Origin of the sequence: Kitasatospora sp. NPDC049258 (assembly GCF_040678895.1) — a bacterium.
Taxonomy (GTDB): Bacteria; Actinomycetota; Actinomycetes; order Streptomycetales; family Streptomycetaceae; genus Kitasatospora.
This window is the reverse complement of sequence record NZ_JBFAQT010000016.1, coordinates 97,324-122,332: the sequence shown is the minus strand read 5'-3', so window position 1 is coordinate 122,332 and position 25,009 is coordinate 97,324. Positions and strand designations below refer to the sequence as shown.

Here is a 25,009-nt window from a genome sequence, read left to right as displayed (position 1 = left end):
AACTGGATGTGGATCAAGTAATCGGCTGCGTGGCGGCCGACCTGCAGGTTCAGCGCCACGCGGCATCAGGCGTCACACGCCGTCATGATCCGGGTTCGTCTTGTAAAGCGGGGGTCGTCGGTTCGAACCCGACAGGGGGCTCCAGCGCTGGCCTCGGACGACTCGTCCGGGGCCGTTTGCATGAGCGGGTGGCTCGGCCGCGCCGGACACGGTGATCGACCGAGCTCCTTGCACAGTTTGATTGCGCAGGGAGAGGTGGACTACTTCTCCGGAGATATCCCGGCCGACCTGTGGGGACGACGAGTTCTCGCCCCGGCGGATCACCGCCGCCCGGCCTTCCGAAGAGCGCCCACCAGGGTCTCGAGAGTGCGTCGTGCCGCACTGCGCCGATCGGGGTGCCGAGACCAGACCGTCGGCAGGATCACTCCGAGATAGATCAGGACGAACACGAGCAGGCAGAGGCTTGTCAGCGGATCGAAGGTGGAGGCAGCGAGGAGGAGCGCCTTGGCGGTGGTGCAGGCGGCTGACATGAACAGCTCCCTTGTGGTCAACAGTGCCGACGGCGCCGGCTTGCTGAGCCCAAGCTCCCTGTCCACGGGGGTGTCCAACAGCCTTCGGGGTGGAGTTGCTCGATCTGTCGACGATCACGCTGGTGGGGCCCGTACGCTGCCGGGTGTGTCCAGACGCGTGGTTGGACACCAGGTTCGGGGGCGATGTGGTGGCAGCGGAGCGCACCGGCGTTGAACGGGACTTCATCGAGGCAGCTCGCCGATTGAGCGACTACTACAAGACCTCTCTCGCTGAGCGTCGGCCACTGAGATGGTTGGCCAGGGAACTGCAGGTGGCACCGACCACGGTGTCCAATTGGCTGGACGGGAAGTCCTTTCCCCAACAGCGGGATCGCTTCATCCGACTGATCAACATCTTGCGAGCGGCCGCCGACGATGCAGACCTGAGTCGAGCCGCCCGTGATTCAGGAGTGCTGGACCAGGAAGTCTGGAAGAAGCTCTATGACGCGGTCGCCCGAGAGCGGGCGGACGTTGTCCGCGAGAGTGTCGGCCGGGCGGCAGCGGTTGCGGGCTTGGAGGAACGGGAGTCAAAGGCCAGGTACGAGGCTCTGGTTGACAGGCCGCGTCCACTGAAGGAGTGGACCCCGAAGCAGCTCGGCGTTCATCCCGCCATTCCCGGCCTGCTGTCGGACCGGATCGCCGGCAACTTCGTCCTGCCGGCCTACGTCGAGCGCGAACACGATCGGGTGCTTCGGCAACGGCTCGCCGTGGTGGCTTCGGGGGCGGAGACGGCACTGGTGGTTGTGAGAGGCGAGTCGTGCACCGGGAAGACCCGCACGGCTTTCGAAGCTGTCAGAGCGTGCTTTCCGGCCTGGGATCTCGTCTTCCCCAAGACGCCTGAGAGCCTGCTCGCGATCCTGGCGGCCGATGTGCTCACGTCGGGGACGGTGCTCTGGCTCAACGAGGCTCAGAACTACTTGACCGGCACTGCTGGAGAGGCCGCTGCTGCAGCATTGCGCACCCAGTTGGAACGCCCCGGACCTGTTGCCATCGTCATGACGCTCTGGCCCGTCCACTACCGCCAGCTGACCGCCACACCCTCACCGGGCCAGGAGCACCGTCCCAACGTGCGCGCTCTGCTCGGTTCTCACTTGCCCGTTCACGTTCCGGACGCGTTTTCCACCCAGGCCATGAATGACTTGAGCGCTCGTTCCAAGACCGACGCTTCGCTGGCCGCAGCCGAGAAGGCGAGCCGAAGCGGAGCCGTCGCCCAGACTTTGGCGGCTGGTCCCGAACTGGTTGACCACTACGAGCAAGCAGGAACAGCCCCGGCGTGTTTCGGCAAAGCGATCATCACGGCTGCCATGGATGCCCGCCGCCTCGGTGGTGGCTCCCTGGTCTCTGCCCGCTTCCTTGAAACGGCTGCCATCGGCTACCTCACACAGGACCAGCGCAGAGAGGCGCGCCCCGGCTGGTTCGCAGATGCACTGGACTACGCCAGGTTCAAGGTCAAGGGAGTGGTCGCGGCTCTCGACAATGCTCCGGACCCGGAGGCGATGGGTGCGCTACCGGACATGTTCTGTCTCGCGGACTATCTCGACCGTCACGCGCGCACTGCCCGCTACTACAGCTGCCCGCCAGCCTCGTTCTGGAGCGCCTCGCAACGCCATGCGGTCACTGCTGCGGAACTGCAGTCTCTCGGCGGGGCTGCGCGAGCACGTGGCCGGTATCGCACGGCTGACGGCCTCTACCGGAAGGCCATCGATCTCGGTCGCTCCTCCGCCCGAATGGAACTCGGGTGGTTGAGGCAAGAACTCGGGGATTCGGAGGGAGCAGAGCGATTGCACCGTCACGCCGTTGGCACCGGAAACATCGTGGCATTGGCGGATCTCGCGATGTTGCGAGAGAGGGCAGGTGACCAGGACGAAGCAGAGCAGCTGGCAATGAAGGCCGCTTTCAGCGGCATGGGAGCCCCCATCCTCGAGCTCATGTGGGAACGCTTGGCGGATCCCGAGGAGGCTGAACGTCTGGCTCAGCAGGCTGCTGAGCTGGGAAATCTCTCCCTGCTGGTGGACCTGGCGGGAATCTGGGACCGAGGTGGGCACCGAGACGACGCCGAGCGGCTCTACCGGCAGGCCGCAGATGGACAGCATCCCCTGGCGCTGGCCGAAGTCGCGCGATTTCGAGTGGAGGCCGGTGACCTTGAAGAGGCTGAGCGCTTTGCTGTCCGTGCCGCTGACGTCGGGTTCTCATATCCCTTGCTGGAGCTCGCACAACTGCTGGAACGGTTTGGGCAGAAGGAGAGAGCGGAGCAGCTGGCCAGACATGCTGCTGACAGCGGAGACAGGTATGCGCTCGTTGGCCTGGCAAGGATGCTTCGGCGGCTCGGCAACGAGCAGGAAGCGGAGGCGCTGGCTGTGCGCATCTCCAATGCCGGCCAGGTCTCCGACCTGATCGACTTCGTATGGCTCGGAGGCGAGTCCTGGGAGGCAGCGGAGCACCTGGCGAAGGAGGCTGCAGATGCTGGGGATACCAAGGCGCTGACCAGTCTCGTACGAGCATGGTCCCGGACCGGGAACAAGACGGGCGCGGAGCAGCTGGCCAGGCAAGCTGCTGATGCCGGGAACAGGGAAGCACTCGTCACGCTTGCGCGGGCATGGGAGGACGAAGGTGATCTGGAGAGCGCCCAGCGGATGTATCGCCAGGCTGCCGATGCGGGGGACCCGTTTTCCCTGAGAGAGCTCGCGAGGCTCCGAGAAGAGGCCGGAGATGGAAAAGGAGCGGAACTGCTCTACCGGCAAGGAGCCGACGCTGGAGACAGCCGAGCCATCGAGGGCCTCGCAAAGCTGTGGGAGCGAGCCGGGGAGCGAGACCGCGCCATGAGACTTCTGGCATCTGGACTCGAGGCAGACGGATCGCTGTCCGACCCGGAGTGGATGACGGGTCGGGTCGGTGACTGAGGCAACGTCACCGAGGCCGGAGCGAGCCGTCCAGTCGGGCTCGAGGAGGTCGCTCCGGCTCCAGGGTTGTCGTTTCGGATCGTGCGCTGAAGCAGTTCGGTGTGGAGTGCAGGTCGTGCGGCAACCTCGACGTTGGTGAGGTTCGCGCGGCCGGCAGTGGTCCGATGGAAGTACTCCGCCGGCCGGCGCCCTGGGCGGCCGGCCGGCGGAGTGGACGGTGGGTCAGGCCTGCGGGCGGCGGCGGGCGGCGACGAGGGTGCCGGCGCCCAGCAGGACGGCTGCGGCGCCGGTGGCGGCGAGCTGTCCGAGCGGGGTGGTCGGGCCGGTGGAGGCGAGCGAGCCGCTGGTGGCCTGGTCGTCGGTGGTCGAGGTGCCGGTGGTGTCGGAGGCGCGGACCACGGTGGTGCCCGATCCGGTGGTGCCGGAATTGCCCTGTCCGGCCTCGCCGGCGGCCTTCGCGGCGGCCTCGTCCTTGGCACGGGCCGTGTACTGGCCCTCCTTCAGGAAGGCGCGGACGTCCTCGATGGTGCCGTTGAGCGCGGCGTTGCCGGCCTTGCGGACCTCGGGGCCTCCGGCCTCGATGATCTGGGAGACGCGGATCCGGTCGTCGGACTCCCGCAGGGGCTCCAGCTCGGTCTTGAGGAAGTGCTCGACGTCTGCGGCGGTGCCGGCGAGCGCCTTCTGGGCCGCCTCCCGGACGTGCCGGCCGGTGTTCGGGTCGTCGATGATGCGCTGGACCTCGGCGCGGTTCTCGTCCTCGGCGCGGGCCACGTACTGGCCGACCCTCAGGAACTCGCGGACGTCCTCGATGGTGCCGCTGAGCGCGGCGCCGGCGGCCTTCCGCACTGCCGGGCCACCGACCGACATGATCTGGGTGACGTGGATCCGGTCGTCGGTCGCCGCGGCCGCGGCCCGACCGACCTTGAGGAAGGTCTCGACGTCCGCGGCCGTACCCGCGAGTGCCCGCTGCGCGCCCTCGCGTACAACCGGGCCGCTGCTCGGGTCGTCGAGGATGCGCTGGACCTCGGCGCGGTTCTCGTCCTCGGCGCGGGCCGTGAACTGGCCGACCTTCAGGAAGGCGCGGAGCACCTCGATGTCGTCCGATCCGACCGCGGCGTTGCCGGCGCTCTTCACCGCCGGACCACCGGCGTTCATGATCCGCAGGATCGCGATCCGCGCGTCGTCCCGGCGGATCCTGTCCACCTCCACCGCGAGGAAGTGCGCGCGGTCCGCCGGGGTGCCGGCGAGGGCCGCCGCCGCGTGCTCGCGGAGGTAGTCGCTCGGGGCGGTGAGCAGGTAGTCGTTCGGGTAGACGAGCAGCTTCTCGATCGCTGCCCGGTTCTCCGCGTCGGCCTTCGTCTCGGCCGGGTCGGTCTGCTCGTGCCCCGCCGGGACGGTGTCGGCGAACGCCGGGGTGGCGCCCATGGCGACGGGGGCGGCTGCCGTGGCAAGGAAGAGGGCAGCGGCAAGCGAACGACGGATCTTCAACATTCCCCCGGGAATCTGCATGCGAATGAGCCCCACCGCGACTGTGCAGCGGTCGGCCGAGTGATCGTACAGCGACGATCTCCCCCCGGGCGAACACGTTTCCGACACGTCCTGCGCGACCGCGGCCGCGAGACCGCTATGGAGCGGGCCCTCGGTGCGCTGCTCGACGGGGACCGCGACGCGAACGGGGACCGCGACGAGAACGGGGCCGGAGCCGGGGGCTAGCCGAGCGCCGGGGCCAGGATGACCGGGTCGTGGGCGAGGTCATCCAGCAGGGCGTCCAGCTTGGTGCGGTCGACCGAGGACATCAGGAAGACGTGCACGTAGCCGCGCCGGGTGGACTCGTCGCCGGGGTCGGGCAGCACGTCCTGCGAGGACAGCGACCACTTGGCCACCAGCTCGGGGCTGGGCTTGCGGAACCGCACCGTGATGGCGCCGGGGGTGCGGGCCGGCCACAGGTCGATGTTCCGCTCCTGCTCCAGCAGGCGCAGGCCGTCCTCCAGGTAGGCGGCCAGGTCCTGCGCCCGGCGGATCCGGTCCACCTGGTCCTGGTAGGAGTGGCGGGAGAGGTGGTCCCAGAGCACCAGCGGGGAGAAGCCGTTGCGCGACCCGGCGAAGGTGGTGTCGGGCGCGCCGATGTACTCCGGCTGGGACGGCGGTGAGATCTGGTACTTGACCTTGGTCATGTAGATGCCGCACGGCCACGGCGCACCGGGCCACTTGTGGCCGCTCATGGCGATCGAGGAGACCATGTCGAGGTCGCCGAACTCCCGGGTGGGCAGCCTGATGCCGAAGTCGAACTCCGGCAGGTCCGCCCCGGGGCTCCAGCCGAAGGCCTCCGGGTCGGCGGCGGCCATCCGCAGGAAGGGTGCGTACCCGGCGCCGAGGGCGCCGTCCACGTGGATCCAGAACCCCCGGCGCAGGTCGACCAGCGGCTCGCCGGTGGCCCGGTCCTTGCCGTACGCCACCTCCCGTTGGATCAGCCCGTGCCGCTCGAAGACCGGCAGCAGGCGCTCGCAGACCAGCCGGACGTCGTCGTGGGCGCCCTTGAAGGTGCTGCCGAGGTTGAGGCTGATGAAGATCGGGTGCCCCTTGGCGGCGAAGAACTCCACCAGCACCGCGAGCGCGTCGACGTCGATCTCGCCGGTGCCGTCCCAGGAGTGGCCCGAGGGCCCGCTGCGGGAGGGCACCTCGACGGGCCATTCGCCCTGCTCCGCCCCGGGCCCGCCCAGCGGGCACTCGCCGGGGTAGCGCTCCGTGCCCACGGCGTGGAAGGTCTCCACGCCCAGCACCCGGACCGCCTTGGCGAACGAGTAGTGGGTGTCCTCGGAGTAGAAGGCCACCGGGCGGTGGGCGTTGGGGTTGCTCGGCTCGCCCGGCACCTGGACGTACCGCACAGCGCCGCCCGGGCCCGCCGGCGCCTGGATCAGCGCCTTGCCGCTCAGGTAGTCCCTGGCGTTCCAGAGCGCGTACATGTTGCCCTCGGTCGAGCCCATGGACAGCACGTAGCCCCAGTACGACTCGGGGTCGTGCGCGTCGTACGGCCGGTCGGCGTGCCAGAGCGCGGCGTAGTAGTCGAGCACCGCGCGCTCGACGACCTTGGTGTTCGGCTTGTACCCGCCGCTCTGGAACGGGTCGCCGAGGTTGTTGATGTTGTGCTGCATGAACCGGCCGAGGTCGATCGCGCAGCCGCCCATCTCCTGGGTGGCCTGGTAGCCGAGCAGGTGACGGCGCTTCCTGGTCAGGTAGCCGTCGAGCCGGTCGAGGGCGCGCAGCCGGCGCTCGTTGCCCAGCCCGTCGGCCGGGAGCGCGAAGTCGGCGGCGTCCGGCTCCTCGGTCGGGTCCGGCGACCGGTGGAGGGCGTTCGCGGCCGGCGGCGGGAGGTGGACGCGCAGCCGTACGGGTTCGTCATGGCCGGCGGGCACGGTCAGGGTGTCGGTTCGGCTCATGGCACAGCACTCCCGGGTCGCTGGGTCGGACGACCCGCCGGGCGAGCCCGGTGGGGTGGCGGAGGCCGATCCGATCAACGGCCAGGATGGAACCTGTGACGCCGGAGGGGGAAGCAGTCCGAAGAAGATTTCGAATCGGCGGGCAAGACCTTGCGAATCGTCGGTGCGGGGGGCGACCCTGGGCCTCGTGCCGAACTTTCCCCCGCCCCGGCGGGCGCCCCTGGACGACGTGGACCGCGCGATCCTGCGCATCCTCGCCGACAACGCCCGCACGCCCAACAACGCGCTCGCGGACGCGGTGGGCATCGCCCCGTCGACCTGCCTGGCCCGGGTCCGCGCGCTGCGCGAGCGCGGGGTGATCCGCGGCTTCCGGGCGGAGATCGCCCCGGGCGCGATCGGCCTGCCGCTGCAGGCGATGATCTCGGTCCGGCTCCGGGCGCACACCCGCGAGCAGAACGAGAGCTTCCGTGCCACGGCCCCCGACATGCCGGGCGTGGTGGCGGTGTTCCACATGGCCGGCTCCGACGACTACCTGCTCCACGTCGCCCTGGCGCACCCCGACGCCCTGCGCGACTTCGTGGTGGAGCACCTCACCACCCACCCGGCGGTGGCCCAGACCCGGACCAACCTGATCTTCGAGCAGATCGCCGGCCGCCGGCACCTCGTCCCGGAGCCGTGAGCAGGAGCGTCCCGGGCCGGTGAGCAGGGGGCTTCCCGAGCCGGTGAGCTCAGTGGCCCACCGGCCCGCAGCGGGCCGTCAGGCCGCCCGCCGCCCGTCGGGCCGCCCCTGGGCCGAGCGCGCGGCGGAGTGCAGGAGATGGGTGAGCGAGCGGTTCACCCGGTCCGCGGCACTGGCCGCGCCTTGGCCCACGGTGCTCCGACCGGCGGCCCGGGCCGCGGAGAACGCATCGGTACCGGGCCTGCGCCCCTGCTGCGCGAGCTCGTCGGCCAGCCCGGCGATCTGGTCCACCGCCTTGCGCTGCGCCCGGGCCAGCCGGGAGATCAGGTGGCGGCCGCGGAAGTCGAGCGGGCCGAGGGTCTCGCGCACGGCCCGGAGCGTCGACGGCCACCGGTCGTCGAAGAACTCCAGGAACTCGCGCAGGGTGCGCTCGGCGTCGGCCCTCCGGAGGTCGCGCTGGCCGCCGCCGGCCGACTCCATCGCCGCCATCGACTCCCTGATGGCGATGACCTGCCCGACCGAGGTGCGGAGGAACTCCACGAGCTCGGCCTTCGCCTGCCGGCCCGCCGCGGCGTGGTCGGCCAGCTCCTCCGCCGACGCCGGGCAGTACCCCGGGCCGCTGTGGGTGAGGGAGTCGAGGAACCGGCCGGCCAGCGAAGCGCGCGGCGTGGACCAGCTCCGCTCCGGGTCCGCCTCGCCGTCGACCCCGCCCCTGGTCAGGACGTCGGAGAACTTGGTAGTCATCTCAGGCACCGCCTTCGGACGCTGTGGAGGCCGACACACCTTCGAGAGCCGACGGCTGCGCCGCCGGCCCGCCTCCCCGCGAGGCCCTGGTGGCCTGCCGGGGAGCTTGCCGCGACCGGGCGGGAGCGGTGGCCTGCGGGCCCGTCCGCTGCCAGGTGTCGAGGATCGCCGGAGCGCCGGCCCCCGCCATCAGCGCACCGAGGGCGCCGAGCGGACCGGCCTCGGCCAACCCCCAGGCGACCACCCCGCCGATGATGATGCGAACCACCTCGCCCGTCACGTACATGGCGGGCGTGGGTCCGTTCTTGACCGCCCACGGCCACTGGTTCTTGCTGCGCAAGACCCGGTAGAAAGCCAGGAGGGAGATCAGCCCACCGCCTAGAGCTCCACATACGAAGCTTTGCCAATGAGGCACAGCACCCTCCGCCCAACCCCTTGCCCGCTCCGGCGAGATCCATCCCGCACCATCTGACTGTCGCTCAGGTGTCAAGAGTAGCTCGGAGCGCGGCCCGGCAGGGGGTAGTCCGGCACGGGTACGGCTACGAACGGCGCCGGGGCTTGCCGCGCTTGGCGGGCTTGGCGGCGCCGGAGCCGCTCCGGGGATTCCTGGCGCCGGGCTTGCCGGCGGCGCTCTTGCGCCCGGTGCCGGCGGTGTCGGGGCGCTTGGCCTGGGCCTTCGCCTTGGCCGGTGCCTTGCCCTGGGCCTTCGCCTGCGGCGCGGCGGGGTCCGGGGCGGTGGTCCGGGAGCTGTTGACGGTCCGGCCGCGGACGATGCCGATGAAGTGCTCCACCAGGTCGGTGGTCTTCTCCTGCGGCCAGGACAGCGCCACCCGCGACTCGGGGGCGCCGGCGAGCGGCCGGTAGGTGAGGTCCTTGCGGTGGTGCAGGCGGGCGAGCGACTGGGGGACCACCAGCAGGCCGATGCCGGCCGCCACCAGCTCGATTGCGTCCGCCGTGGTCGCCGGGCGCTCCTTGGCGGGCCGGCCCGGCGGGCGCTCCCAGTCGAGGGTGTCGTCCAGCGGGTGCAGCACCAGCTCCTCGGCGAGGTCCTCGGCGGTGACCTCGTCGACCGCCGCCACCACGTGGTCCTTCGGGACCACCACCACCGTCGTCTCGGTGTACAGCGGGATCGCGCTGAGGTCCGCGCCGTCGACCGGCAGCCGGACGAAGCCGGCGTCGGCCCCGCCGCCGCGCAGCAGACCGCACGCTTCGGCGGCGGACACCGCGACGAGGGTCAGCGGGACGTCGGGCAGCCGCTCGTTCCAGATCCGCACCCACTTGGTGGGCGTCACCCCGGGGACGTAGGCGAGTCGGAACGAAGGGGTTGCATCCGGGCCAGTCACCCCGCCAGGTTACCCGGCGTGGTCGGAGGCGGCGCACGCGCTCGTTACCCTTGACCTCATGACGTCGCACAAGAGCCCCCAGACGATGAAGCCCGCGACCGCGGCGAAGAAGCTGGGCGTGTACCTCGAGGCCACCCCCGCCGAGTTCCAGGAGGGTGTCGTCTCGCGTGCGGAGCTGAGCGCGTTGCAGACCGACCCGCCGCAGTGGCTCCAGGAGCTGCGCAGCAACGGCCCGCACCCGCGCCCCGTCGTCGCGAACAAGCTGGGCGTCTCGATCGCCGGCCTCGCGCGCGGCGGAGTCACCGAGGCGCTCACCACCGAGCAGATCGACGCGCTGAAGGAGGAAGCCCCCGAGTGGCTCCAGCGCGAGCGCGCCACCCAGGCCGAGGTCCGCAAGGAGACCGTGCGGATCAAGGAGAAGAAGGCGGAGCGGGTCGACCAGCCCCGCCGCCCGCGGTCCTGACCGCACCCGCGGCTCCACCACGGAGGCCGGCCCCCGGGGAACGTTCCCCGGGGGCCGGCCTTCCGGCGTCGTAGGGGGCACACGGTGCGGGCGTACGGCCACGGGGGCGCGGCGGGTGCTGGGACGGTCGGGGCGCGCCCAGGCGGGGGCGGTCGTACGGTGGGGGCGGGGGTTCGTCGGAGGAGGTCGCGATGCCTGGTTCTGTCACGATCGGTCACGCCGAGGCGCTGGTGGCGCTCAGCCATGCGGATGCCGAGCGGCTGGCCACGGTGCTGCGCGGGATGTCGTCGATGCTGGCGGAGTCCGGTGCCGACCGGCTCACCGATGCGCAGGTGACGGCGCTCTGCCCGGGCCGGCCCCAGGACCGCGGCGAGTTCACGCAGTGGTGCCGGGACCTGTCGGAGTACCTGAAGACGCATCTCTGAGCGCGAAGGCGTCCAGCAGGGCGTCGGTCTCGGCGGTGAGCCGGGCCAGGGTGGCGGCCGGATCCGGCGCCCTGGCCGGCGGCATGTCCGGCCGCGCACGCCGGCAACGGGGACACCTCGTTCATCGCCCGGCGCGCCTCGGCCCTGGTGGCCGGCCGCCCGGCCGAGGGGGAGGGGGTGGACCGGATGCTGCTGCGCGACGGGCTGGTGGTCGACTCCACCGTGGTGTTCGACATCGCGGGCCTGCGGGCGGCGGTCACCGACGGCCCCGCGGAGTAGCTTGCGGGTATGGAGATCTCCTGGGTGCCCGTCGGGACACCGCTGCCGACCGGAGCGATGCAACTGGCGGTGACCCCGCTGGGGGTGGCCGCGGCCTCGTACGCGGGGGAGTCGCTGGCCGGCCTGCCGGTCGGGGTGCCGCGCTGCACGGACGAGCGGAAGGTCGAGGCCGTCCGGGGCCGGCTGGCCGACTACTTCGCGGGCCGGCGAAAGGAGTTCGGGCTGCCGATCGACTGGCGGTTCGCCTCCGGGCCGCACCGCACGGTGCTCCAGCGGCTGTTGGCCGACGTGGGCTACGGCCGGACCATCACCTACGGCGAACTCGCCGCCCGCAGCGGGGTGTTCGAGGACGTGACGGAGCCCGGGCTGGCGGCCAGGACGGTCGGCCAGATGATGTGCGCCAACCCGCTGGCGCTGCTGGTGCCGTGCCACCGGGTGGTGGCGGCGGACGGGATCGGCGGCTTCGGCGGCGGCCCGAACGGGATGGAGACCAAGCGCTGGCTGCTCACCCTGGAGGGAGTGCTGCCGCCGACGCTGGACTGGGACGGGCCGGCCGGGGACTGATCCCCGGCCGGCCCGGTCACCCGAGTTCAGGGCCGGCCGGGGCTCAGACCAGACCGAGCACCGCTGCGCCGGCCTGCTCCAGAGCGGGTGCGGGGGCCTGCCGGGGCAGCAGGCTCTGGCGCGGCAGGACCGGCTGGACGCCGGAGACCAGGGTGTAGTCCGCGCCGAGCAGGCCCACCTCGGGCAGCTGGGCGGGGGCCTCGCCGAGCGCGAGCTGGACCGCTGCCCAGGGCAGGTTGAGCCCGCACAGCCGGAGCTGGTGCAGCCCGCCGGACGGCCGGGTGTTGACGTCCAGCACCACGGGCCGGCCGCGGTGGTGGCGGAACTGCACGTTGGACAGGTACGAGACGCCGAACTCCTCGATCAGCCGGCGGGTCGGCTCCAGGTAGGCCGGGTCGGTGGTGAAGTGGCGGCGGCGGCCCTGCTTGGCCCGGCCGACGGCGGTCAGCAGCCGGCCGTCCGGCGCGGCGAGGCAGTCCACCGAGACCTCGGGGCCGTCCAGGTAGGGCATCACCAGCAGGTCGGCCGACCCCACGGCGGCCAGCGCGGCCACCACCTGGTCGAGTTGGACGGTGGCGTCGGGGAAGCCGGTCAGCTTGCGCAGGCCGAAGGGCTCACGGGTGAGTATCCGGAAGCCCTCACCGCCCGCGCCGGTGGCGGGCTTGAGGCACGGGCGCCCGCCGTCCGCCTCGATGTCCTCGACGGCGGCCAGCAGTTCGTCGGCGGTGCGGACGTGGCGCCAGAGCGGGGTCGGCAGGCCGAGGGTGTCCATCGCCGCGTAGCCGTCGGTCTTGCTCTCGAACACCGCGATGGCGGCGGCCGACGGGCAGACCAGGGCGGTGCCGATGGCCTCGAACTCATGGCGGCGGACCGCGAGGGCGAGCTGGCCGAGCCTGGGGACGAAGACGTCGATCCTCCGGCGGGCGCAGAATTCCAGTGCGAATTCCACATAGGCCTCGGGGCTGAGGCGGTCCGGTTCGAGCGAGCCGAAGTCGGCCGCGGCGAGCACCGGGGAGTCCGGGTCCGTATGCGTGGCATGGATCTCGATCGGGCGCGGGGCGGCGCGCAACTGATCGATGAAGAAGACGTTCTCGGAGTAGGTGCGGTTCAGCCAGACGCGTACGGGGGCGCTCACGGGGGTCTCCCTGGACAAGGGCACAGCAGTGGGGAGGGCGCAGTCGGGCCGCCGGCCGGTCATCGCCTCTGCCGCGCCCTTGAGGTCGCACCTTAGCGGTCGCGGGGCCCCTGGTGAACGGGGGGTCGGGGGTTGTTCCGGGCCACCGGCGGGCATCCCGGGAGGGCCGCCGGTCGGGCGCCCGGGAGGCGACCGCACGAGTCGTCAACTTCCCTGGTAGTGGCGCTGATTGGGGATTTGTTACGGGAATGTTCCCTGGTCGGTCGAAGGTTGCGGGAGCGTGAACTTCGGGAGCCCGCCGGACCGGTCGCGCCCGGGGGGCGGGACGGTCGCCCGGGCGGGCTGACGGGGCCATGGCGAGGCCGGGGCGGGCGGGCCATGGATGGATTCGAGCGAATGATCGAATGACAATCGGCCGAATGTGCTTGTCGTCCTATTTATCCGCACCTATTGATCACTCGTATGAGTGATTGCGGACCTCACTCAAATGGCCTCAGCATGAGTGGTGCAACGGGATACCCCTTTGCGTCGGGTGCTTCAAAAGGGTTCATGGGGAGGGGCTCCTTCGATGTCGACCGAGACCGATTTCGGCATTCCCGCGCAAGGCGGTCAGTCGCCCGGTCGGCAGCAGTCCAGCCTCGGCACCGCCGGCGCGCGGAATCTGTCCACCACCACCAAGTCCCAGCCGCAGATGCAGGGCATCAGCCCGCGCTGGCTGCTCCGGATGCTGCCGTGGACGCAGGTCACCGGTGGCACCTACCGGGTCAACCGGCGGCTCAGCTACAAGGTGGGCGGCGGCCGGGTGAGCTTCGTGCAGACCGGCGCCGAGGTGCGGGTGGTGCCGCCGACCCTGCGGGAGCTCCCGGTGTTCGGCGGCTTCCCGGACGAGGAGGTGCTGGCCGAGCTGGCCGGCCGGTTCGTCCAGCGGGAGTTCGCCGCCGGCGAGGTCCTGGTCGAGCGCGGGCAGCCGGTCGACGAGGTGCTGCTGATCGCGCACGGCAGGGTGAGCAGGCTCGGTGTCGGCAGCTACGGCGAGCCCACCGTCCTGGGCGTGCTGGCCGACGGCGACCACCTGGGCCTGGAGGCCCTGGTCCGGTCCGACGCGCTCTGGGAGTACACCGCCCGCAGCTCCACGGCCGGCACGCTGCTGGCGCTCCCCTGGCCCGCGTTCCAGGAGCTGGCGGACCGCTCCGAGGCGCTGCGCGACCAGATCCTCGCCCGGCTGGCCGACGCGCACCGCCCGCAGAACAAGCGCGGCGAGGCCGAGATCGCCATGTCGGCCGGCCACACCGGCGAGTTCGAGCTGCTCGGCGCCTTCGTGGACTACGAGCTCGAGCCGCGCGAGTACGAGCTGAGCATCGCGCAGACCGTGCTCCGGGTGCACACCCGGGTCGCCGACCTCTACAACCAGCCGATGAACCAGACCGAGCAGCAGCTGAAGCTCACCATCGAGGCGCTGCGCGAGCGCCAGGAGCACGAGCTGATCAACCACCGCGAGTTCGGCCTGCTGCACAACGCGGACTACGACCAGCGGATCCAACCCCACTCCGGCCCGCCCACCCCGGACGACATGGACGAGCTGCTGAGCCGCCGCCGCGGCACCAGGTTCTTCCTGGCCCACCCCACCGCCATCGCCGCGATCGGGCGGGAGTCCAACCGGCGCGGCCTCTACCCGGGCTCGGTGGAGGTCGAGGGGCGGCCGGTGCCGGCCTGGCGAGGTGTGCCGATCTTCTCCTGCAACAAGATCCCGATCAGCCGGGAGGGCACCAGCTCGATCCTGGCGCTGCGCACCGGCGAGGACAAGCAGGGCGTGATCGGCCTGCGACCGGCCGGCATCGCCGACGAGTACGAGCCCGGTCTCTCGGTCCGCTTCACCGGCATCGACGACAAGGCGGTCATCTCCTACCTGATCAGCGCCTACCACTCGGTGGCCGTCCTGGTGCCCGACGCCGTCGGGGTGCTGGAGAACGTCGACATCACCCGCCCGGGTCGCTGACCCGGAGCCGGGGGTCGGTGCGCTCCGTCCAGCGCACCGGCTCCCGGCGGTCAGCTGCGCGGCCACCGGGCCGACCAGCAGGGCGGCTGCCGGGCCGGGCCGGCCCACCGCAGGGCCGGCCGAGCGGCGCAGGCGAAGCGCGGCAAACGGGAGCGGCAAGGGGATTTGCCGGCGGGAGAGGGTCCCGTCCGGAGCTGTGCCGGCCCGCATCCGGGTCGGCCCGACGGCTGCGCGGTGGGCTCCCGGCGCTGTGCCCGGGCGCCGTGCGGCCGACCGAGAGTGGGGAGGGACCAGATGAGTATCTTCGCGCTGGAGCGTGACCATCGGGAGGGCAACGAGGCCACGGAGGTGCTGGCGCGCACCAAGACCGTCGTCGACCCGGCGCTACGGGCCGCCGTCGACACGCTGCCGGCCTCGATGCGCCGGGTCGCGGGCTACCACTTCGGCTGGTGGGAGCCGGACGGCACCCCGGCCGGCGCGGCCGGCTCCGGCAAGGCCATCCGGCCGGCCCTGGTGCTGGCCGCCACCCAGGCCGTCGGCGGACCGCCCGCCCGGGCGGTCCGGGCCGCGGCCGCGGTGGAGCTGGTGCACAACTTCACCCTGCTGCACGACGACGTGATCGACCGCGACCAGACCCGGCGGCACCGGCCGACGGCCTGGCGGGTCTTCGGCACCACCGAGGCGATCCTGGCCGGCGACGCCATGCACTCGCTGGCGCTGCGGATCCTCGCCGAGGACGGACACCCGGCCGCGCCGGGTGCGGTCCGCCGGCTGGCCGACTGCGTGGTGGAGCTGTGCGCCGGCCAGCAGGCCGACTGCGCCTTCGAGCAGCGCAGTGACGTTTCGCTGGCCGAGTGCCTGACCATGGCCGAGGCGAAGACCGGCGCGCTGCTGGGCTGCGCCTGCGCGCTCGGCGCGCTCTACGCGGGCGCCGAGCAGCCCGCGGTCGACGCGATGGACGCCTTCGGCCGGGAGATCGGGCTGGCCTTCCAGCTGATCGACGACCTGATCGGGATCTGGGGCGATCCGGCGGTCACCGGCAAGCCGGTCGGCGCGGACCTCGCGGCCCGGAAGAAGTCCCTGCCGGTGGTGTTCGCCCTGGGCTCCGGCACGGAGGCCGGCGCCGAGCTGGCCGAGCTCTACGCCCTGGAGCGGCCGCTGAGCGCGCGGGAGCTGGAGCGGGCCGCCCAGGCGGTGGAGCGGGCCGGTGGGCGCAGTTGGGCGCAGGGCGAGTCGTGCGAGCGGATGGCCGCCGCGATCAGCCACCTGGCGGCGGCGGTGTCGGCGCCGTCCGCCGCCGACGAGCTCCTCGCGCTCGCGGAGCTGGTCACCCGCCGGTCGCACTGAGGGCGGCGGGCAGGCACCCGAGCGGTCGGGGCAGGCCGGTCTCCCGCCCGGCCCCGGCCGCCCTCGCGTCGGCGCCCTCGCGTCGGCGTCCGTCCCGCCCGGCCGTCTGCGGGTTGATGGCCACCCGGCCCGTTCGTCCGCGGGGCGCCGCCCGCACGCCGGTCAGGTCGACCGGTCGAGCACCCGCCGCTCCTTGTCGGCGGCGAGACCGACCGGCAGGTCGCCCTGGAGCCACGGCTCCTGGGACGGCCCGCGCTCCTGCAGCCAGGCCCAGGTGTCCCGGACGGTCTCGGCGAGCGGGCGGCTGCGCAGCCCCGCCGCGACGGCGCGGGAGCTGTCCGCCTGCCAGGTGCCCTGCCAGTCGGGCAGGTCGGGGGTCCAGAGCGGCAGCTCGACCCACGGCCCCACCTCGGCGGTGAGCAGGGTGGTGTCGTCCGTCCAGACCAGCTCGGCGTCGGAGCCAGTGGTCGCGATGCAGTGCTCCAGCAGCTCGCGGAAGCCGGCCCGGCCGACCGGTCCGGTGGTGATGTACCGGCCGCTCGCCCGCCGCTCCAGCAGGTCGAGCCCGAAGGCGGCGAAGTCCCGGGCGTCGATCAGCTGGAGCGCGCGGTCCGGATCGCCGGGTGCCAGCACCCGCCCGCCGAGCGCGATCCGCTCCAGCCACCAGGGCAGCCGGCCGACCGGCTCGTGCGGGCCGATCAGCAGACCGCAGTTGAGGATCAGCGACCGGTCGCCGAACTGCTCCAGCACCGCCCGCTCGCAGCCGGCCTTGAGCGGGTTGCCGGGCGGCTGGTCCGGCGGGGTGTCGGCCGGGCAGGGATGGGTGGGCGAGGACTCGTCGACCGGTGCGGCCGGCCAGGCGGTGAAGGCGTGGATGGAGGAGACGAAGGTGTAGTGATCGGCGCGGGAGCGCAGCAGCCGGGCCGCGGTGGCGACGTCGTGCGGCTGCTGCCCGGAGGTGTCGACGACCGCGTCCCAGCGGCGCCCGGAGACCAGTCGCTCCAGGTCGGCCGGGCTGGTCCGGTCGCCGTGGACGGCCTCCACGCCGGGCTGGTCGGCGCCGCTGACCCCGCGGTTGAAGGTGGTCACCTCGTGACCGCGGGCGAGCGCCTCCAGGACGTAGGCCCGCCCGAGGAACTTCGAACCGCCGAGAATGAGGATCTTCATACCGGTCAGCCTCCCAGGCCCGTGGCGGAGTCATGCGCGCGTTCACTCCTGGCTGAGCGTGTGCGCAGGGTCCTGCGCGGCGGGCCGGCCGGGTCGCCGACGCGCCGTACGAGGCCCGACACGCCGTACGGGGTGGCGCCGGCGCCGAGGCTCCAGCTGTACTGATATGTCTTGTTTGTCTGTTCGGCCCGCCAGCCCCAGAGGAGTCTCCAGCATGGGCAACCCGGCGATCGTGGACCCGGAGACCGTCCGGCGGACGGCCGCCGAGGCCTGGGCCCGGGGCTTCGCGCTGATCGAGAACTACCGGACGATGTACCCGCAGGCGATCGACGACGCGGACCCGCGCCACGTCGGAGGGTTCGGGACCTTCCGGCACCACCCGCGGCCGTCCACCCCGGCCGACACCGACGTCGTCGCCCCCGACAACGACACCTCCCGCTCCTGGGCCTGGCTGGACCTGCGGGCCGAGCCCTGGGTGGTCGAGGTGCCGGCGACGGACCGCTACTACGTCCTGTCGCTGCACGACCTGGACACCAGCTGCCTCGGCCTGATCGGCTCGCGCGCCACCGGCCGGGGCGCGGGCCGTCACCTGGTCGCCGGCCCCGGGTACACCGGCGCCGTGCCGCCCGGCTTCGACGGGGTGTTGCGGGCGGCCACCGAGCTGGTCGGCATCCTCGGCCGGACCTACCTGGCCGGGCCGGGCGACGCCCCGGCGCTGCGCGAACTCCAGTCCCGGTACCGGCTGTTGCCGCTGAGCGCGCACCTGGGGACCCCGCCCCCGCCGGTGGCCCCCGAGCCGCTCTGGCCGGTCTGGCGCGAGGAGGCCCTGGAGAGCCTGGAGTTCTTCTCCTACCTCGACTTCCTGCTCGGGTTCTGCCCGGTCCGGCCGGCCGAGGCCGAGCTGCGCGGCCGACTCGCCGAACTCGGCGTCGGCCCGGGCGACTTCGAGCCCGCCGCACTGCCGGCCCAGGTGCGGGAGGCGATGCGGCAGGGCATCGCGGACGGCCGCGCGGCGCTGGACCGGGCCGCGCTGGACCGGGCCGCGCCGGACCTGGCCGCCGGCGGGCAGCACACCACCGGCTGGTTCGGCACCAGGACGCAGCACGGCGGCGACCACCTGACCAGAGCGGTCGGGGCGATCGAGGGCCGGTACGGCCTGCCGGTCGAGGAGGTCTGGTGCGCGGGCTGGCTCGCCGACGACCGCGGCAACCGGCCGCCGGACGCCGCCGGGCGGGACTTCACCCTCCGGTTCGCCCCTGGTGAGCTGCCGCCGGCCCGGTTCTTCTGGTCGGTGACCATGTACCGGCTGCCGGAACGCCTCCTGGTGGACAACCCGATCGACCGTTACGCGATCGGCGACCGCACCCCCGGTCTGCTGCCGGACCCGGACGGCGGTCTGACCCTGCACGTCCGGCGCGAGCGCCCGGGCGAACCGGCCGCCGCCGCCAACTGGCTCCCCGCACCGGACGGGCCGTTCACGATGGCGATCCGGCTCTACGGCCCCGAGCCGGCCGTCCTGGACGGCCGCTGGCGGCGCCCGCAGCTGACCGCCTGCACCTGACCACCCGCAGCTGAGCCCGCACCTGACCGCCCGCGGCTGAGCCCGCACCCGAGCAGCCGTACCCGACCCACCCCGCGCCCGTACCGATGGAGAGGGATCAGCATGTCCCAGCCGGCCCTGGAGACCCTGGCAGCCGATGCGTACATCTACGGCTACCCGATGGTCCACGACCTCAGCATGGTCGACACCATCCGGACCCGGGGCATGGGTCCGATGGCGGCGGCCGAGTTCAACACCTTCGGGCACGCCCGCGAACTGGCGCACGCCGACACCGACTTCGTCTCGGTCAACAACGACACCGTGTACTCGGTCGCCCAGCTGGACCTGTCGGGCGGGCCGCTGCTGCTGCACGTCCCGGACACCGGTGGCGCCTACCACGTGCTGCAGTTCGTCGACGCCTGGACCAACAACTTCGCCTACCTGGGCCGCCGGGCCACCGGCACCGCCGAGCAGACCTGGCTGATCGCCCCGCCCGGCTGGCACGGCACCCCGCCCGAGGGCGTGCGGGTGGTGGTGGCCCCGACCACGGTCGCCTCCGTCGTCGGCCGCAACGCCTGCAGCGGCGTGGAGGACCTGCCCCGGGTGCGGGAGCTGCAGAGCGGGCTCACCCTCACCCCGCTTGAGCCCGGCGGGGTGTACGCGGGCCTGCCGCAGCCGGACCCGGGCGTCCCCGAGGAGCTGCGCTTCTTCGAACGGCTGCGCCGGTGGATGGCCGCCTTCCCGCCCGCCGCGCCGGACGCCGAGTACCAGCGGCGGTTCGCCCCGCTCGGACTGCTGGACGAGGGGCGCTCGCCGTACCTGGCCGCCGCGCCCGAGTGGACGGCCACCCTGGTCAAGGGGATCGAGGCGGGCAAGGCCAGGATCGAGGCGGCCAGCCGCCCGCCGGACGGGGTGGCCACCGGCGAGTGGACCGCCAACCTGCACCTCTTCGACTACAACCTGGACTTCTTCGGCCCCGGCACCCTGGACGACCCGCAGTGGCGGATCCCCGACCGCCGGGCGGCCTACCTGACCCGGGCGGTGGCGGCCCGGGTCGGGCTGTGGGGCAACCACGCCTACGAGGCGGCGTACGCGGGCGTCTACCACGACGCCGACGGAGTGCCGCTGAGCGGCGCCCACGCGTACACCCTGCGCTTCGACACGCCGCCGCCGGTGGAGGCGTTCTGGTCGGTCACCATGTACGACGTCCCGAACTACTTCCTGGTGGCCAACCCGATCGACCGGTACTCGATCGGGGACCGCACCCCCGGCCTGGTGCGCGGCGCGGACGGCTCGCTCACCCTGGTGCTCCAGCACGAGCGGCCCACCGACCCGGACGAGGCGGCGAACTGGCTGCCCACCCCGGAGGGTGCGTTCCGGCCGATGATCCGGATGTACCAGCCCGGCCCGGCGGTGCTGGACGGCTCCTATCGGCTGCCGCCGATCGAACCCAGGTAGCCCAGGTCACCCAGGCCACCCAGGCCACCCTGGCCACCGAGGTTGCCGAGGTTGCCGAGGCAGCTTGCTCCGCCGGACGAGCCGGGCACCCGCCGGCCGCCGTCCCACCGACCGCCGACCCGCCGGGCGGTCGGCTCGCCGACCTACGGAGGACGACCCCATGGGCGACGCGATCGGCCAGATGCTGGCCTCCGCGGTCGGCATCGCGATCAGCCCGGTGCCGCTGGTCGCCGTGATCCTGATGCTGGCCACCCCGCGGGGGCGGACCAACGGCACCGCCTTCACGGCCGGCTGGGTGGTCGCGCTGGGGGCGCTCACCACCGCGGTGGTGCTGGTCGGTTCGGGGCTGGACGTCGGCGGGCCGGAGCCGGTCTGGTCCTGGTGGGTGAAGCTGGCCATCGGCGTGCTGTTCCTGGTGATCGGCGCCCGGCAGTGGCGCACCCGCCCGCGCGAGGGGCACGTCACGGCGCCGCCCCGGTGGATGCGGGCCGTCGACCGGTTCACCCCCGCGAAGTCGGCCGGGCTGGCGGTGGCGCTGGTCGTGGCCAACCCGAAGAACCTGGTGCTGGCGATCGGCGGCGGCGTGTCCATCGCGACCAGCTCGGCCTCGACGGGCGGCAAGGCGGTCGCCACGGTGCTGATGGTGCTGGTGGGATCCCTGTGCACGCTGCTGCCCCTCGGCGTCGACCTGGTCGGCGGCGCCCGGTCCGCCAAGCTGCTCGGCGAGTGGAAGGCCTGGATGTCCACCCACAACAGCGCGATCATGACGGTCCTGCTGGTGGTGCTGGGAGCCAAGTACCTCGGTGACGCGATCTCCGGCCTGACCGCCTGACCACCTGACCGCCTGACGGCCGACACCTGCCGACCGCTGACCGCCGGCCGTCATCCCGGGGGAACCGGAAGCCCCGGTCCCCTGGTCACCTGTAACGCCTGCCCGCGACGTCCCGTCAGAGGGGAGGACGGGCGGAGCGGACGGGGGCCAGGACGATGGGCGCAACCGGCACGGCGGGCGGCGGCAGGGACGCGGAGTACCGCGAGTTCGCCCTTGCCCGCGGCGGCCACCTGTACCGCTCCGCCTGCCTGCTGACCGGCGGCGACACCCACCTCGCCGAGGACCTGGTGCAGGAGACCCTGGGCCGGATGTACGCGGTGTGGCGGCGCTCGGGCGGGCTGTTCGGCGGCCGCCGGATCGACAACCCCGCGGGCTACGCCCAGCGGGTGCTGCACCGCGCCTTCATCGACCACCACCGGCGGCGCAGCAGCACCGAACGCCCGAGCGGTGAACTCCCCGAGCTGGCCGTCCAGGCCGACGACAGCAGCCTGCGGATCGCGCTGCTCGACGCCCTCGCCGGGATGGCCCCGCAGGACCGGGCGGTGCTGGTGCTGCGCTACTGGGAGGACGTCAGCGTCGAGGAGACGGCGGACATCCTGCGCATCAGCACCGGCGCGGTACGAACCAGGAGCTCGCGCGCGCTCGGCCGGCTCCGTACCCAGCTCGGCGACTCGCTGGCCGACCTCGCGGCGCACTGAGCCGGACGCCGCGAGGCCGGCCGGCGACGACCAGGGCCGACCAGACCGCTCGACCAGACCCCTAGACCGCAGAGAAGGTGATCCCGGATGTCCGACCAGCCAGAGTCCGCCCTCTTCGAGGAGGAGCTCGTCCAGGCGCTCCGCCGGGTGGGCGACGAGTTCCGCACCGGCCCTGCCGAGCACGAGCGCCTGGCCGGCGGCGGCGCGGTGTACGGACGCAGGCTGCGGCGCCGGCGGGCGGCCGCGGTGGCCGGTGCTGCGGCGGCGCTGGCGCTGATCGTGACCGGGACCTTCGCACTGGGGCTGCCCGGTGGCCGGGGCGCCCGGACGGTGGAGGTGCCCGCCGGCGCGGCCCCGAGCGGCCCGGCGCCGAGCCGCCCGGCGTCGGCGGGCGTACCGCCGGCCACCCCGGTCGGGTCGCCGTTCGTCACGACCGTCCCGAAGCCGGTCGGTGCGCAGGAGATGGTCGCGCTGCTCACCAAGCTGCTGCCGGCCGGCTGGAAGGTGGTCTCCTCGGACGCCACCGGCACCACCCCGGCCGACCCGAAGCCGCCGGGCGGCCCGAGCGTCACCCTCGCCGTCGACGACGGGGCCGGCGTGGGCACGGTGATGGTGGCGGTCGGCCGGCTGGCGACGCCGGTCGACCTCGACCAGGAGCGGCTGAGGTGCCCGAACAAGGCGGACGAGCCGGACACCGACTGCAGTCGGGAGCCCGCTCCCGGCGGATCCTTCCTGACGATCGAGCAGAACCGCCCGCGGGCCGGTACGAGCGACAGCCGCAAGCGGTGCTCGGCCACGCTGGTCACCCCGGCGGGCACGCAGGTCACGGTGGTCGAGTGGAACGCCGGGAGCCGGACCGACGGCCGGGTGACCCGGAAGGACCCGCCGCTGACCGTCGATCGGCTGCGGTCGATCGCCACCTCGGCGGTCTGGGACAAGGTGGCGGCCGCGCTGCCGGAGCCCGGGCCGAGCGGGTCGGGGCCCGACCGGCTCACCGTCGAGCAGATGCTGGCGATCGCCGTCCCGCTGCTGCCGGTAGGAGCGACCGTGACCGAGCCCGCGGGCGCGCCCGGGCGGGCGAGCTTCCTGCTGAACGCCGGCCGCGGACCGGGCCTGGTCGAGATCACCCTGCGGGACGGGAGCCTGCCCCCCACCGGCAAGGAGGTCGCCGACGGCTTCGCGGACGTCGAGCAACTGCCCGACGGCACCCGGGTCCGCTCCTACCGGGAGGACGCGCCGACCGGGGGCAAGGGCGTCATCCGCGACGTGGCGGAGGTCCTTGGCACGGACCGGCTGTGGGTGACCGTCCGGGCGTACAACGGGCCCTCGCCGGCCCTGGCCGCCCGGCCGGTGCTGACGCCGGACCAGCTGATGGCGCTCGCCACCGCCGCGAGCTGGCACACCGACCGGGCCAGCTGATGGCGCTCACCACCGCCGCGGCCCGGCACACCGACCGGAAGGGCTGACGGCCGCCGCCGCTACCGGCCCGATCCCGCCGCCGACGGGGTGGCCGGGTCGGCCGACCCGGGGGTCGCCGGGCCGGGGTCGGGCGTCGGCGAGGAGGGCCGGGACGGCCCGCCGGTGCCTTCCGGGGCCGACGGCGAGGGGGTCGCCGGGCCGGGGTCGGGGGTGGTCGGCGGCGTCGAGGTGGGGGCGGGCGAGGGGCCGTCGGTGGGAGCGGGCGACGACGGGTCCACGGGTGTGGGCGGGTCGGTCGGCTGCTCGCCGCCGCGGTTCCGCGGGCCGCCCTCCAGCGTGATCACCGCCTGGGACGGGGGCAGCGCGATCCGGGCCGTCCAGTGCCCCCGGGGGGCCAGATCCTCGTCGACCGTCACGGTGAGGGTGAGCCGCTGCCCGGGCGTGAGCGTCCCGGAGTCCCGGCTGAGCCGGAGCCAGTCGGCGTCCAGCACGGCGTGCCAGGCGATCGTGGTGCCGCCCGAGTTGGTCAGGGTGATCACGGTGCGGCTGCCGAACTCCTGGGCCTCGACGGTCAGCCGGCCGCCCGTCGCCGGGGCGGCGGGTGCGGGCAGCGGATCGCCGGGCCGGGACGCCCGCGGCGGGATGGGGACCGCCACCCCTCGAACCGCCGGGAGGGACGTTTCTGCAGTCACGGCGCCCGCCAGCTGCAGTTCACCCGACCCGGCCGGGAACACCGGGAGCACCGGCTGCACCGGAGCGGCGGCGGGCAACGACCTGCCGTCGGGCGGGGCGGAGTCCACCCGTACCGAGGAGACCCCGGAGCCGGCGGCCGAACCGCCGCCGCCCTGGTGCGCGCCCCACAGCGCCACCACCGGGGCGGTCAGCACCGCCGCCAGCACGCCGGTGGTCATCACCCGGTGACGGACCGCCAGCGACCGGCCCGCGGCGGGCGCCCGGTGCCGCGGGAAGCCGCGCTGGTCGAACCGGGGCTCGAAGCGTTCCTCACCCACGGCCCCGGACGGAGCCGTCACCCGCCGCCCGGCCGCCGCACCCGCCAGGAACGCCGCCCCGGCCGCCCCGTCCGGCAGCTGCGCGGCGGTGCCGCCCAGCCGGACCGGCACCGGCGCCGGGAGCAGTGGCAGGCCCGGCAGTCCGGCCAGCCCGCTGCCGAGCTCCCCGGCCACCCGTTCGGCGGTGCCCCGGCAGGTCGGGCAGTCGACCACGTGCTGGACCAGCTCGCGGCGCAGCGCCGGACCGAGCACCCAGCCGCGCCAGCTCTCCGCGCCGACCCCGCCCAGCTGGGCCAGCACCGGGCAACTGCCCACCCCGAGCACCAGCAGCGCCGTCCTGGTCCGGCCCACCTCGGCGCCGGCCGCCGCGAGCAGCTCGGCCACGGCCTGGTCGGACCGCCCGAGCACCGCCGCCACCTCGGCGGGGGAGAGCCGGTGGCGCACCGCCAGCTCCAGCGCCTCCCGCTGCTCCGGGTCGGTGCCGGCCGCCTCGGGCCAGGCCAGCGAGGCCAGCTGCCGGCGCCGGCGGGCGGCCTGCTCGGGGCCGGGCGGCTCGGCGGGCGCGCCGGTGCCGCGCTCCAGCCGGGACAGGCAGCAGTGCCGGGCCAGCGCGTAGAGCCAGGCCCGGCCGAGCGCCGGGTCACCGAGCCGCCCGCCGTGCCGCAGGGCGAGGTCGCGCACCTCGGCGACGGCGGCCGCGGCGGCGTCGTGCTCGCACAGGACGGAGAGGCAGTAGGTGAACAGCCCGTCGACGCAACGGTCGTAGGCCCGCAGGGTGGGGGAGCCGGCGGGGAGGGGGGAGCCGGCGGGGAGGGGGGAGGCAAGCCTGGTGGTCACCCTCCGACGGTAGAGAGAGCGGCCGCCGCGGCCCCGTCGTTCCCCGCGCTTGTCCTTCTTTCGGGTAACAGGACCGTGGTGTGCCGGACAGCGGCGGCACCGGTCCTGGCGGCTGTCGTGCACACGCCGCGGTCGGACGCGGCGGATGGCGGCCGGGTGGCGGGCCG

The 25,009-nt window shown here is 73.5% G+C and carries 21 protein-coding genes; 12 read left to right on the top strand and 9 right to left on the bottom strand.

The features are described 5' to 3' along the window. Nucleotides 1-320: 320 nt before the first annotated feature. Nucleotides 321-596, bottom strand: coding sequence for a hypothetical protein (locus AB0K43_RS16580; RefSeq protein WP_363640202.1), 276 nt, complete (start codon nt 594-596; stop codon nt 321-323). A 23-nt stretch (nt 597-619) separates the two neighbouring features. On the opposite strand from AB0K43_RS16580, the gene AB0K43_RS16575 reads away from it, so the two are divergent. Beyond that, nucleotides 620-3,469 (top strand): sel1 repeat family protein, encoded by a 2,850-nt coding sequence (locus AB0K43_RS16575; RefSeq protein WP_363640200.1) that lies wholly within the window; start codon nt 620-622, stop codon nt 3,467-3,469. A 222-nt stretch (nt 3,470-3,691) separates the two neighbouring features. Here the strand turns inward: AB0K43_RS16575 and AB0K43_RS16570 are convergent, their stop codons facing one another. Together AB0K43_RS16570 and AB0K43_RS16565 are read right to left on the bottom strand one after the other, a co-directional pair. After that, nucleotides 3,692-4,960 carry an ALF repeat-containing protein gene (locus AB0K43_RS16570; protein WP_363640198.1) on the bottom strand — a complete coding sequence of 423 codons (1,269 nt, stop codon included), beginning with the start codon at nt 4,958-4,960 and terminating at the stop codon, nt 3,692-3,694. Between the two features lie 218 nt (nt 4,961-5,178). Next, nucleotides 5,179-6,906, bottom strand: coding sequence for a histidine decarboxylase (locus tag AB0K43_RS16565; protein ID WP_363640196.1), 1,728 nt, complete (start codon nt 6,904-6,906; stop codon nt 5,179-5,181). 187 nt (nt 6,907-7,093) lie between these two features. Here AB0K43_RS16565 and AB0K43_RS16560 point away from each other — a divergent pair, with 187 nt between their 5' ends. Next, nucleotides 7,094-7,585, top strand: coding sequence for an Lrp/AsnC family transcriptional regulator (locus AB0K43_RS16560; RefSeq protein ID WP_363640194.1), 492 nt, complete (start codon nt 7,094-7,096; stop codon nt 7,583-7,585). A 78-nt stretch (nt 7,586-7,663) separates the two neighbouring features. Here the strand turns inward: AB0K43_RS16560 and AB0K43_RS16555 are convergent, their stop codons facing one another. The 3 genes from AB0K43_RS16555 to AB0K43_RS16545 form a co-directional block, all read right to left on the bottom strand. Beyond that, the gene (locus tag AB0K43_RS16555; protein ID WP_363640192.1) at nt 7,664-8,329 is read right to left on the bottom strand and encodes a hypothetical protein; all 666 of its coding nucleotides are present in this window, start codon (nt 8,327-8,329) and stop codon (nt 7,664-7,666) included. A 1-nt stretch (nt 8,330) separates the two neighbouring features. Further along, a complete protein-coding gene (locus tag AB0K43_RS16550; protein ID WP_363640190.1) occupies nt 8,331-8,669 on the bottom strand; it encodes a hypothetical protein in 339 nt (112 codons plus the stop codon). Nucleotides 8,670-8,868: 199 nt separating this feature from the next. Further along, complete coding sequence (locus AB0K43_RS16545; protein WP_363640188.1) at nt 8,869-9,672, bottom strand: LysR substrate-binding domain-containing protein; 804 nt, start codon at nt 9,670-9,672, stop codon at nt 8,869-8,871. 58 nt (nt 9,673-9,730) lie between these two features. On the opposite strand from AB0K43_RS16545, the gene AB0K43_RS16540 reads away from it, so the two are divergent. From AB0K43_RS16540 to AB0K43_RS16530, 3 genes are all read left to right on the top strand, one after another. Continuing rightward, nucleotides 9,731-10,135, top strand: coding sequence for a DUF5997 family protein (locus AB0K43_RS16540; RefSeq protein ID WP_363640186.1), 405 nt, complete (start codon nt 9,731-9,733; stop codon nt 10,133-10,135). A 191-nt stretch (nt 10,136-10,326) separates the two neighbouring features. Continuing rightward, a complete protein-coding gene (locus AB0K43_RS16535; RefSeq protein ID WP_363640184.1) occupies nt 10,327-10,560 on the top strand; it encodes a hypothetical protein in 234 nt (77 codons plus the stop codon). Nucleotides 10,561-10,848: 288 nt separating this feature from the next. After that, the gene (locus AB0K43_RS16530; protein ID WP_363640182.1) at nt 10,849-11,403 is read left to right on the top strand and encodes a methylated-DNA--[protein]-cysteine S-methyltransferase; all 555 of its coding nucleotides are present in this window, start codon (nt 10,849-10,851) and stop codon (nt 11,401-11,403) included. Nucleotides 11,404-11,446: 43 nt separating this feature from the next. On the opposite strand, the gene AB0K43_RS16525 is transcribed toward AB0K43_RS16530, so the two are convergent. Next, nucleotides 11,447-12,538: an ATP-grasp domain-containing protein gene (locus tag AB0K43_RS16525; protein WP_363640180.1), complete on the bottom strand. Its 1,092-nt coding sequence runs from the start codon at nt 12,536-12,538 to the stop codon at nt 11,447-11,449. Between the two features lie 568 nt (nt 12,539-13,106). Between AB0K43_RS16525 and AB0K43_RS16520 the strand changes: the two genes are divergently transcribed. Then, a complete protein-coding gene (locus AB0K43_RS16520) occupies nt 13,107-14,534 on the top strand; it encodes a family 2B encapsulin nanocompartment shell protein (RefSeq protein ID WP_363640178.1) in 1,428 nt (475 codons plus the stop codon). Between the two features lie 294 nt (nt 14,535-14,828). Next, nucleotides 14,829-15,881, top strand: a complete 1,053-nt coding sequence (locus tag AB0K43_RS16515) for a family 2 encapsulin nanocompartment cargo protein polyprenyl transferase (RefSeq protein ID WP_363640176.1) — start codon at nt 14,829-14,831, stop codon at nt 15,879-15,881. 162 nt (nt 15,882-16,043) lie between these two features. Here the strand turns inward: AB0K43_RS16515 and AB0K43_RS16510 are convergent, their stop codons facing one another. Next, nucleotides 16,044-17,048, bottom strand: coding sequence for an NAD-dependent epimerase/dehydratase family protein (locus tag AB0K43_RS16510; RefSeq protein WP_363640174.1), 1,005 nt, complete (start codon nt 17,046-17,048; stop codon nt 16,044-16,046). A gap of 214 nt (nt 17,049-17,262) precedes the next feature. On the opposite strand from AB0K43_RS16510, the gene AB0K43_RS16505 reads away from it, so the two are divergent. From AB0K43_RS16505 to AB0K43_RS16485, 5 genes are all read left to right on the top strand, one after another. Continuing rightward, nucleotides 17,263-18,609 (top strand): DUF1254 domain-containing protein, encoded by a 1,347-nt coding sequence (locus tag AB0K43_RS16505; RefSeq protein ID WP_363640172.1) that lies wholly within the window; start codon nt 17,263-17,265, stop codon nt 18,607-18,609. Nucleotides 18,610-18,711: 102 nt separating this feature from the next. After that, nucleotides 18,712-20,046, top strand: coding sequence for a DUF1254 domain-containing protein (locus tag AB0K43_RS16500; protein ID WP_363640170.1), 1,335 nt, complete (start codon nt 18,712-18,714; stop codon nt 20,044-20,046). A 160-nt stretch (nt 20,047-20,206) separates the two neighbouring features. Beyond that, nucleotides 20,207-20,878: a GAP family protein gene (locus tag AB0K43_RS16495; RefSeq protein ID WP_363640168.1), complete on the top strand. Its 672-nt coding sequence runs from the start codon at nt 20,207-20,209 to the stop codon at nt 20,876-20,878. A 155-nt stretch (nt 20,879-21,033) separates the two neighbouring features. Next, nucleotides 21,034-21,576: a SigE family RNA polymerase sigma factor gene (locus AB0K43_RS16490; protein ID WP_363640166.1), complete on the top strand. Its 543-nt coding sequence runs from the start codon at nt 21,034-21,036 to the stop codon at nt 21,574-21,576. An 87-nt stretch (nt 21,577-21,663) separates the two neighbouring features. Beyond that, on the top strand, nt 21,664-22,995 hold the full coding sequence (locus AB0K43_RS16485) for a hypothetical protein (RefSeq protein WP_363640164.1): 1,332 nt from the start codon (nt 21,664-21,666) through the stop codon (nt 22,993-22,995). Between the two features lie 59 nt (nt 22,996-23,054). Here AB0K43_RS16485 and AB0K43_RS16480 read toward each other — a convergent pair whose 3' ends face one another. Beyond that, on the bottom strand, nt 23,055-24,842 hold the full coding sequence (locus AB0K43_RS16480; RefSeq protein ID WP_363640162.1) for a sigma-70 family RNA polymerase sigma factor: 1,788 nt from the start codon (nt 24,840-24,842) through the stop codon (nt 23,055-23,057). Nucleotides 24,843-25,009: the final 167 nt, after the last annotated feature.

What these genes read in the sequence shown, in the direction of transcription:
- AB0K43_RS16570 (WP_363640198.1), bottom strand. Translation starts at nt 4,960, where the DNA reads ATGTTGAAGATCCGTCGTTCGCTTGCCGCTGCCCTCTTCCTTGCCACG.
- AB0K43_RS16565 (WP_363640196.1), bottom strand. Translation starts at nt 6,906, where the DNA reads ATGAGCCGAACCGACACCCTGACCGTGCCCGCCGGCCATGACGAACCC.
- AB0K43_RS16555 (WP_363640192.1), bottom strand. Translation starts at nt 8,329, where the DNA reads ATGACTACCAAGTTCTCCGACGTCCTGACCAGGGGCGGGGTCGACGGC.
- AB0K43_RS16540 (WP_363640186.1), top strand. Translation starts at nt 9,731, where the DNA reads ATGACGTCGCACAAGAGCCCCCAGACGATGAAGCCCGCGACCGCGGCG.
- AB0K43_RS16535 (WP_363640184.1), top strand. Translation starts at nt 10,327, where the DNA reads ATGCCTGGTTCTGTCACGATCGGTCACGCCGAGGCGCTGGTGGCGCTC.
- AB0K43_RS16530 (WP_363640182.1), top strand. Translation starts at nt 10,849, where the DNA reads ATGGAGATCTCCTGGGTGCCCGTCGGGACACCGCTGCCGACCGGAGCG.
- AB0K43_RS16520 (WP_363640178.1), top strand. Translation starts at nt 13,107, where the DNA reads ATGTCGACCGAGACCGATTTCGGCATTCCCGCGCAAGGCGGTCAGTCG.
- AB0K43_RS16515 (WP_363640176.1), top strand. Translation starts at nt 14,829, where the DNA reads ATGAGTATCTTCGCGCTGGAGCGTGACCATCGGGAGGGCAACGAGGCC.
- AB0K43_RS16510 (WP_363640174.1), bottom strand. Translation starts at nt 17,048, where the DNA reads ATGAAGATCCTCATTCTCGGCGGTTCGAAGTTCCTCGGGCGGGCCTAC.
- AB0K43_RS16505 (WP_363640172.1), top strand. Translation starts at nt 17,263, where the DNA reads ATGGGCAACCCGGCGATCGTGGACCCGGAGACCGTCCGGCGGACGGCC.
- AB0K43_RS16500 (WP_363640170.1), top strand. Translation starts at nt 18,712, where the DNA reads ATGTCCCAGCCGGCCCTGGAGACCCTGGCAGCCGATGCGTACATCTAC.
- AB0K43_RS16495 (WP_363640168.1), top strand. Translation starts at nt 20,207, where the DNA reads ATGGGCGACGCGATCGGCCAGATGCTGGCCTCCGCGGTCGGCATCGCG.
- AB0K43_RS16490 (WP_363640166.1), top strand. Translation starts at nt 21,034, where the DNA reads ATGGGCGCAACCGGCACGGCGGGCGGCGGCAGGGACGCGGAGTACCGC.
- AB0K43_RS16485 (WP_363640164.1), top strand. Translation starts at nt 21,664, where the DNA reads ATGTCCGACCAGCCAGAGTCCGCCCTCTTCGAGGAGGAGCTCGTCCAG.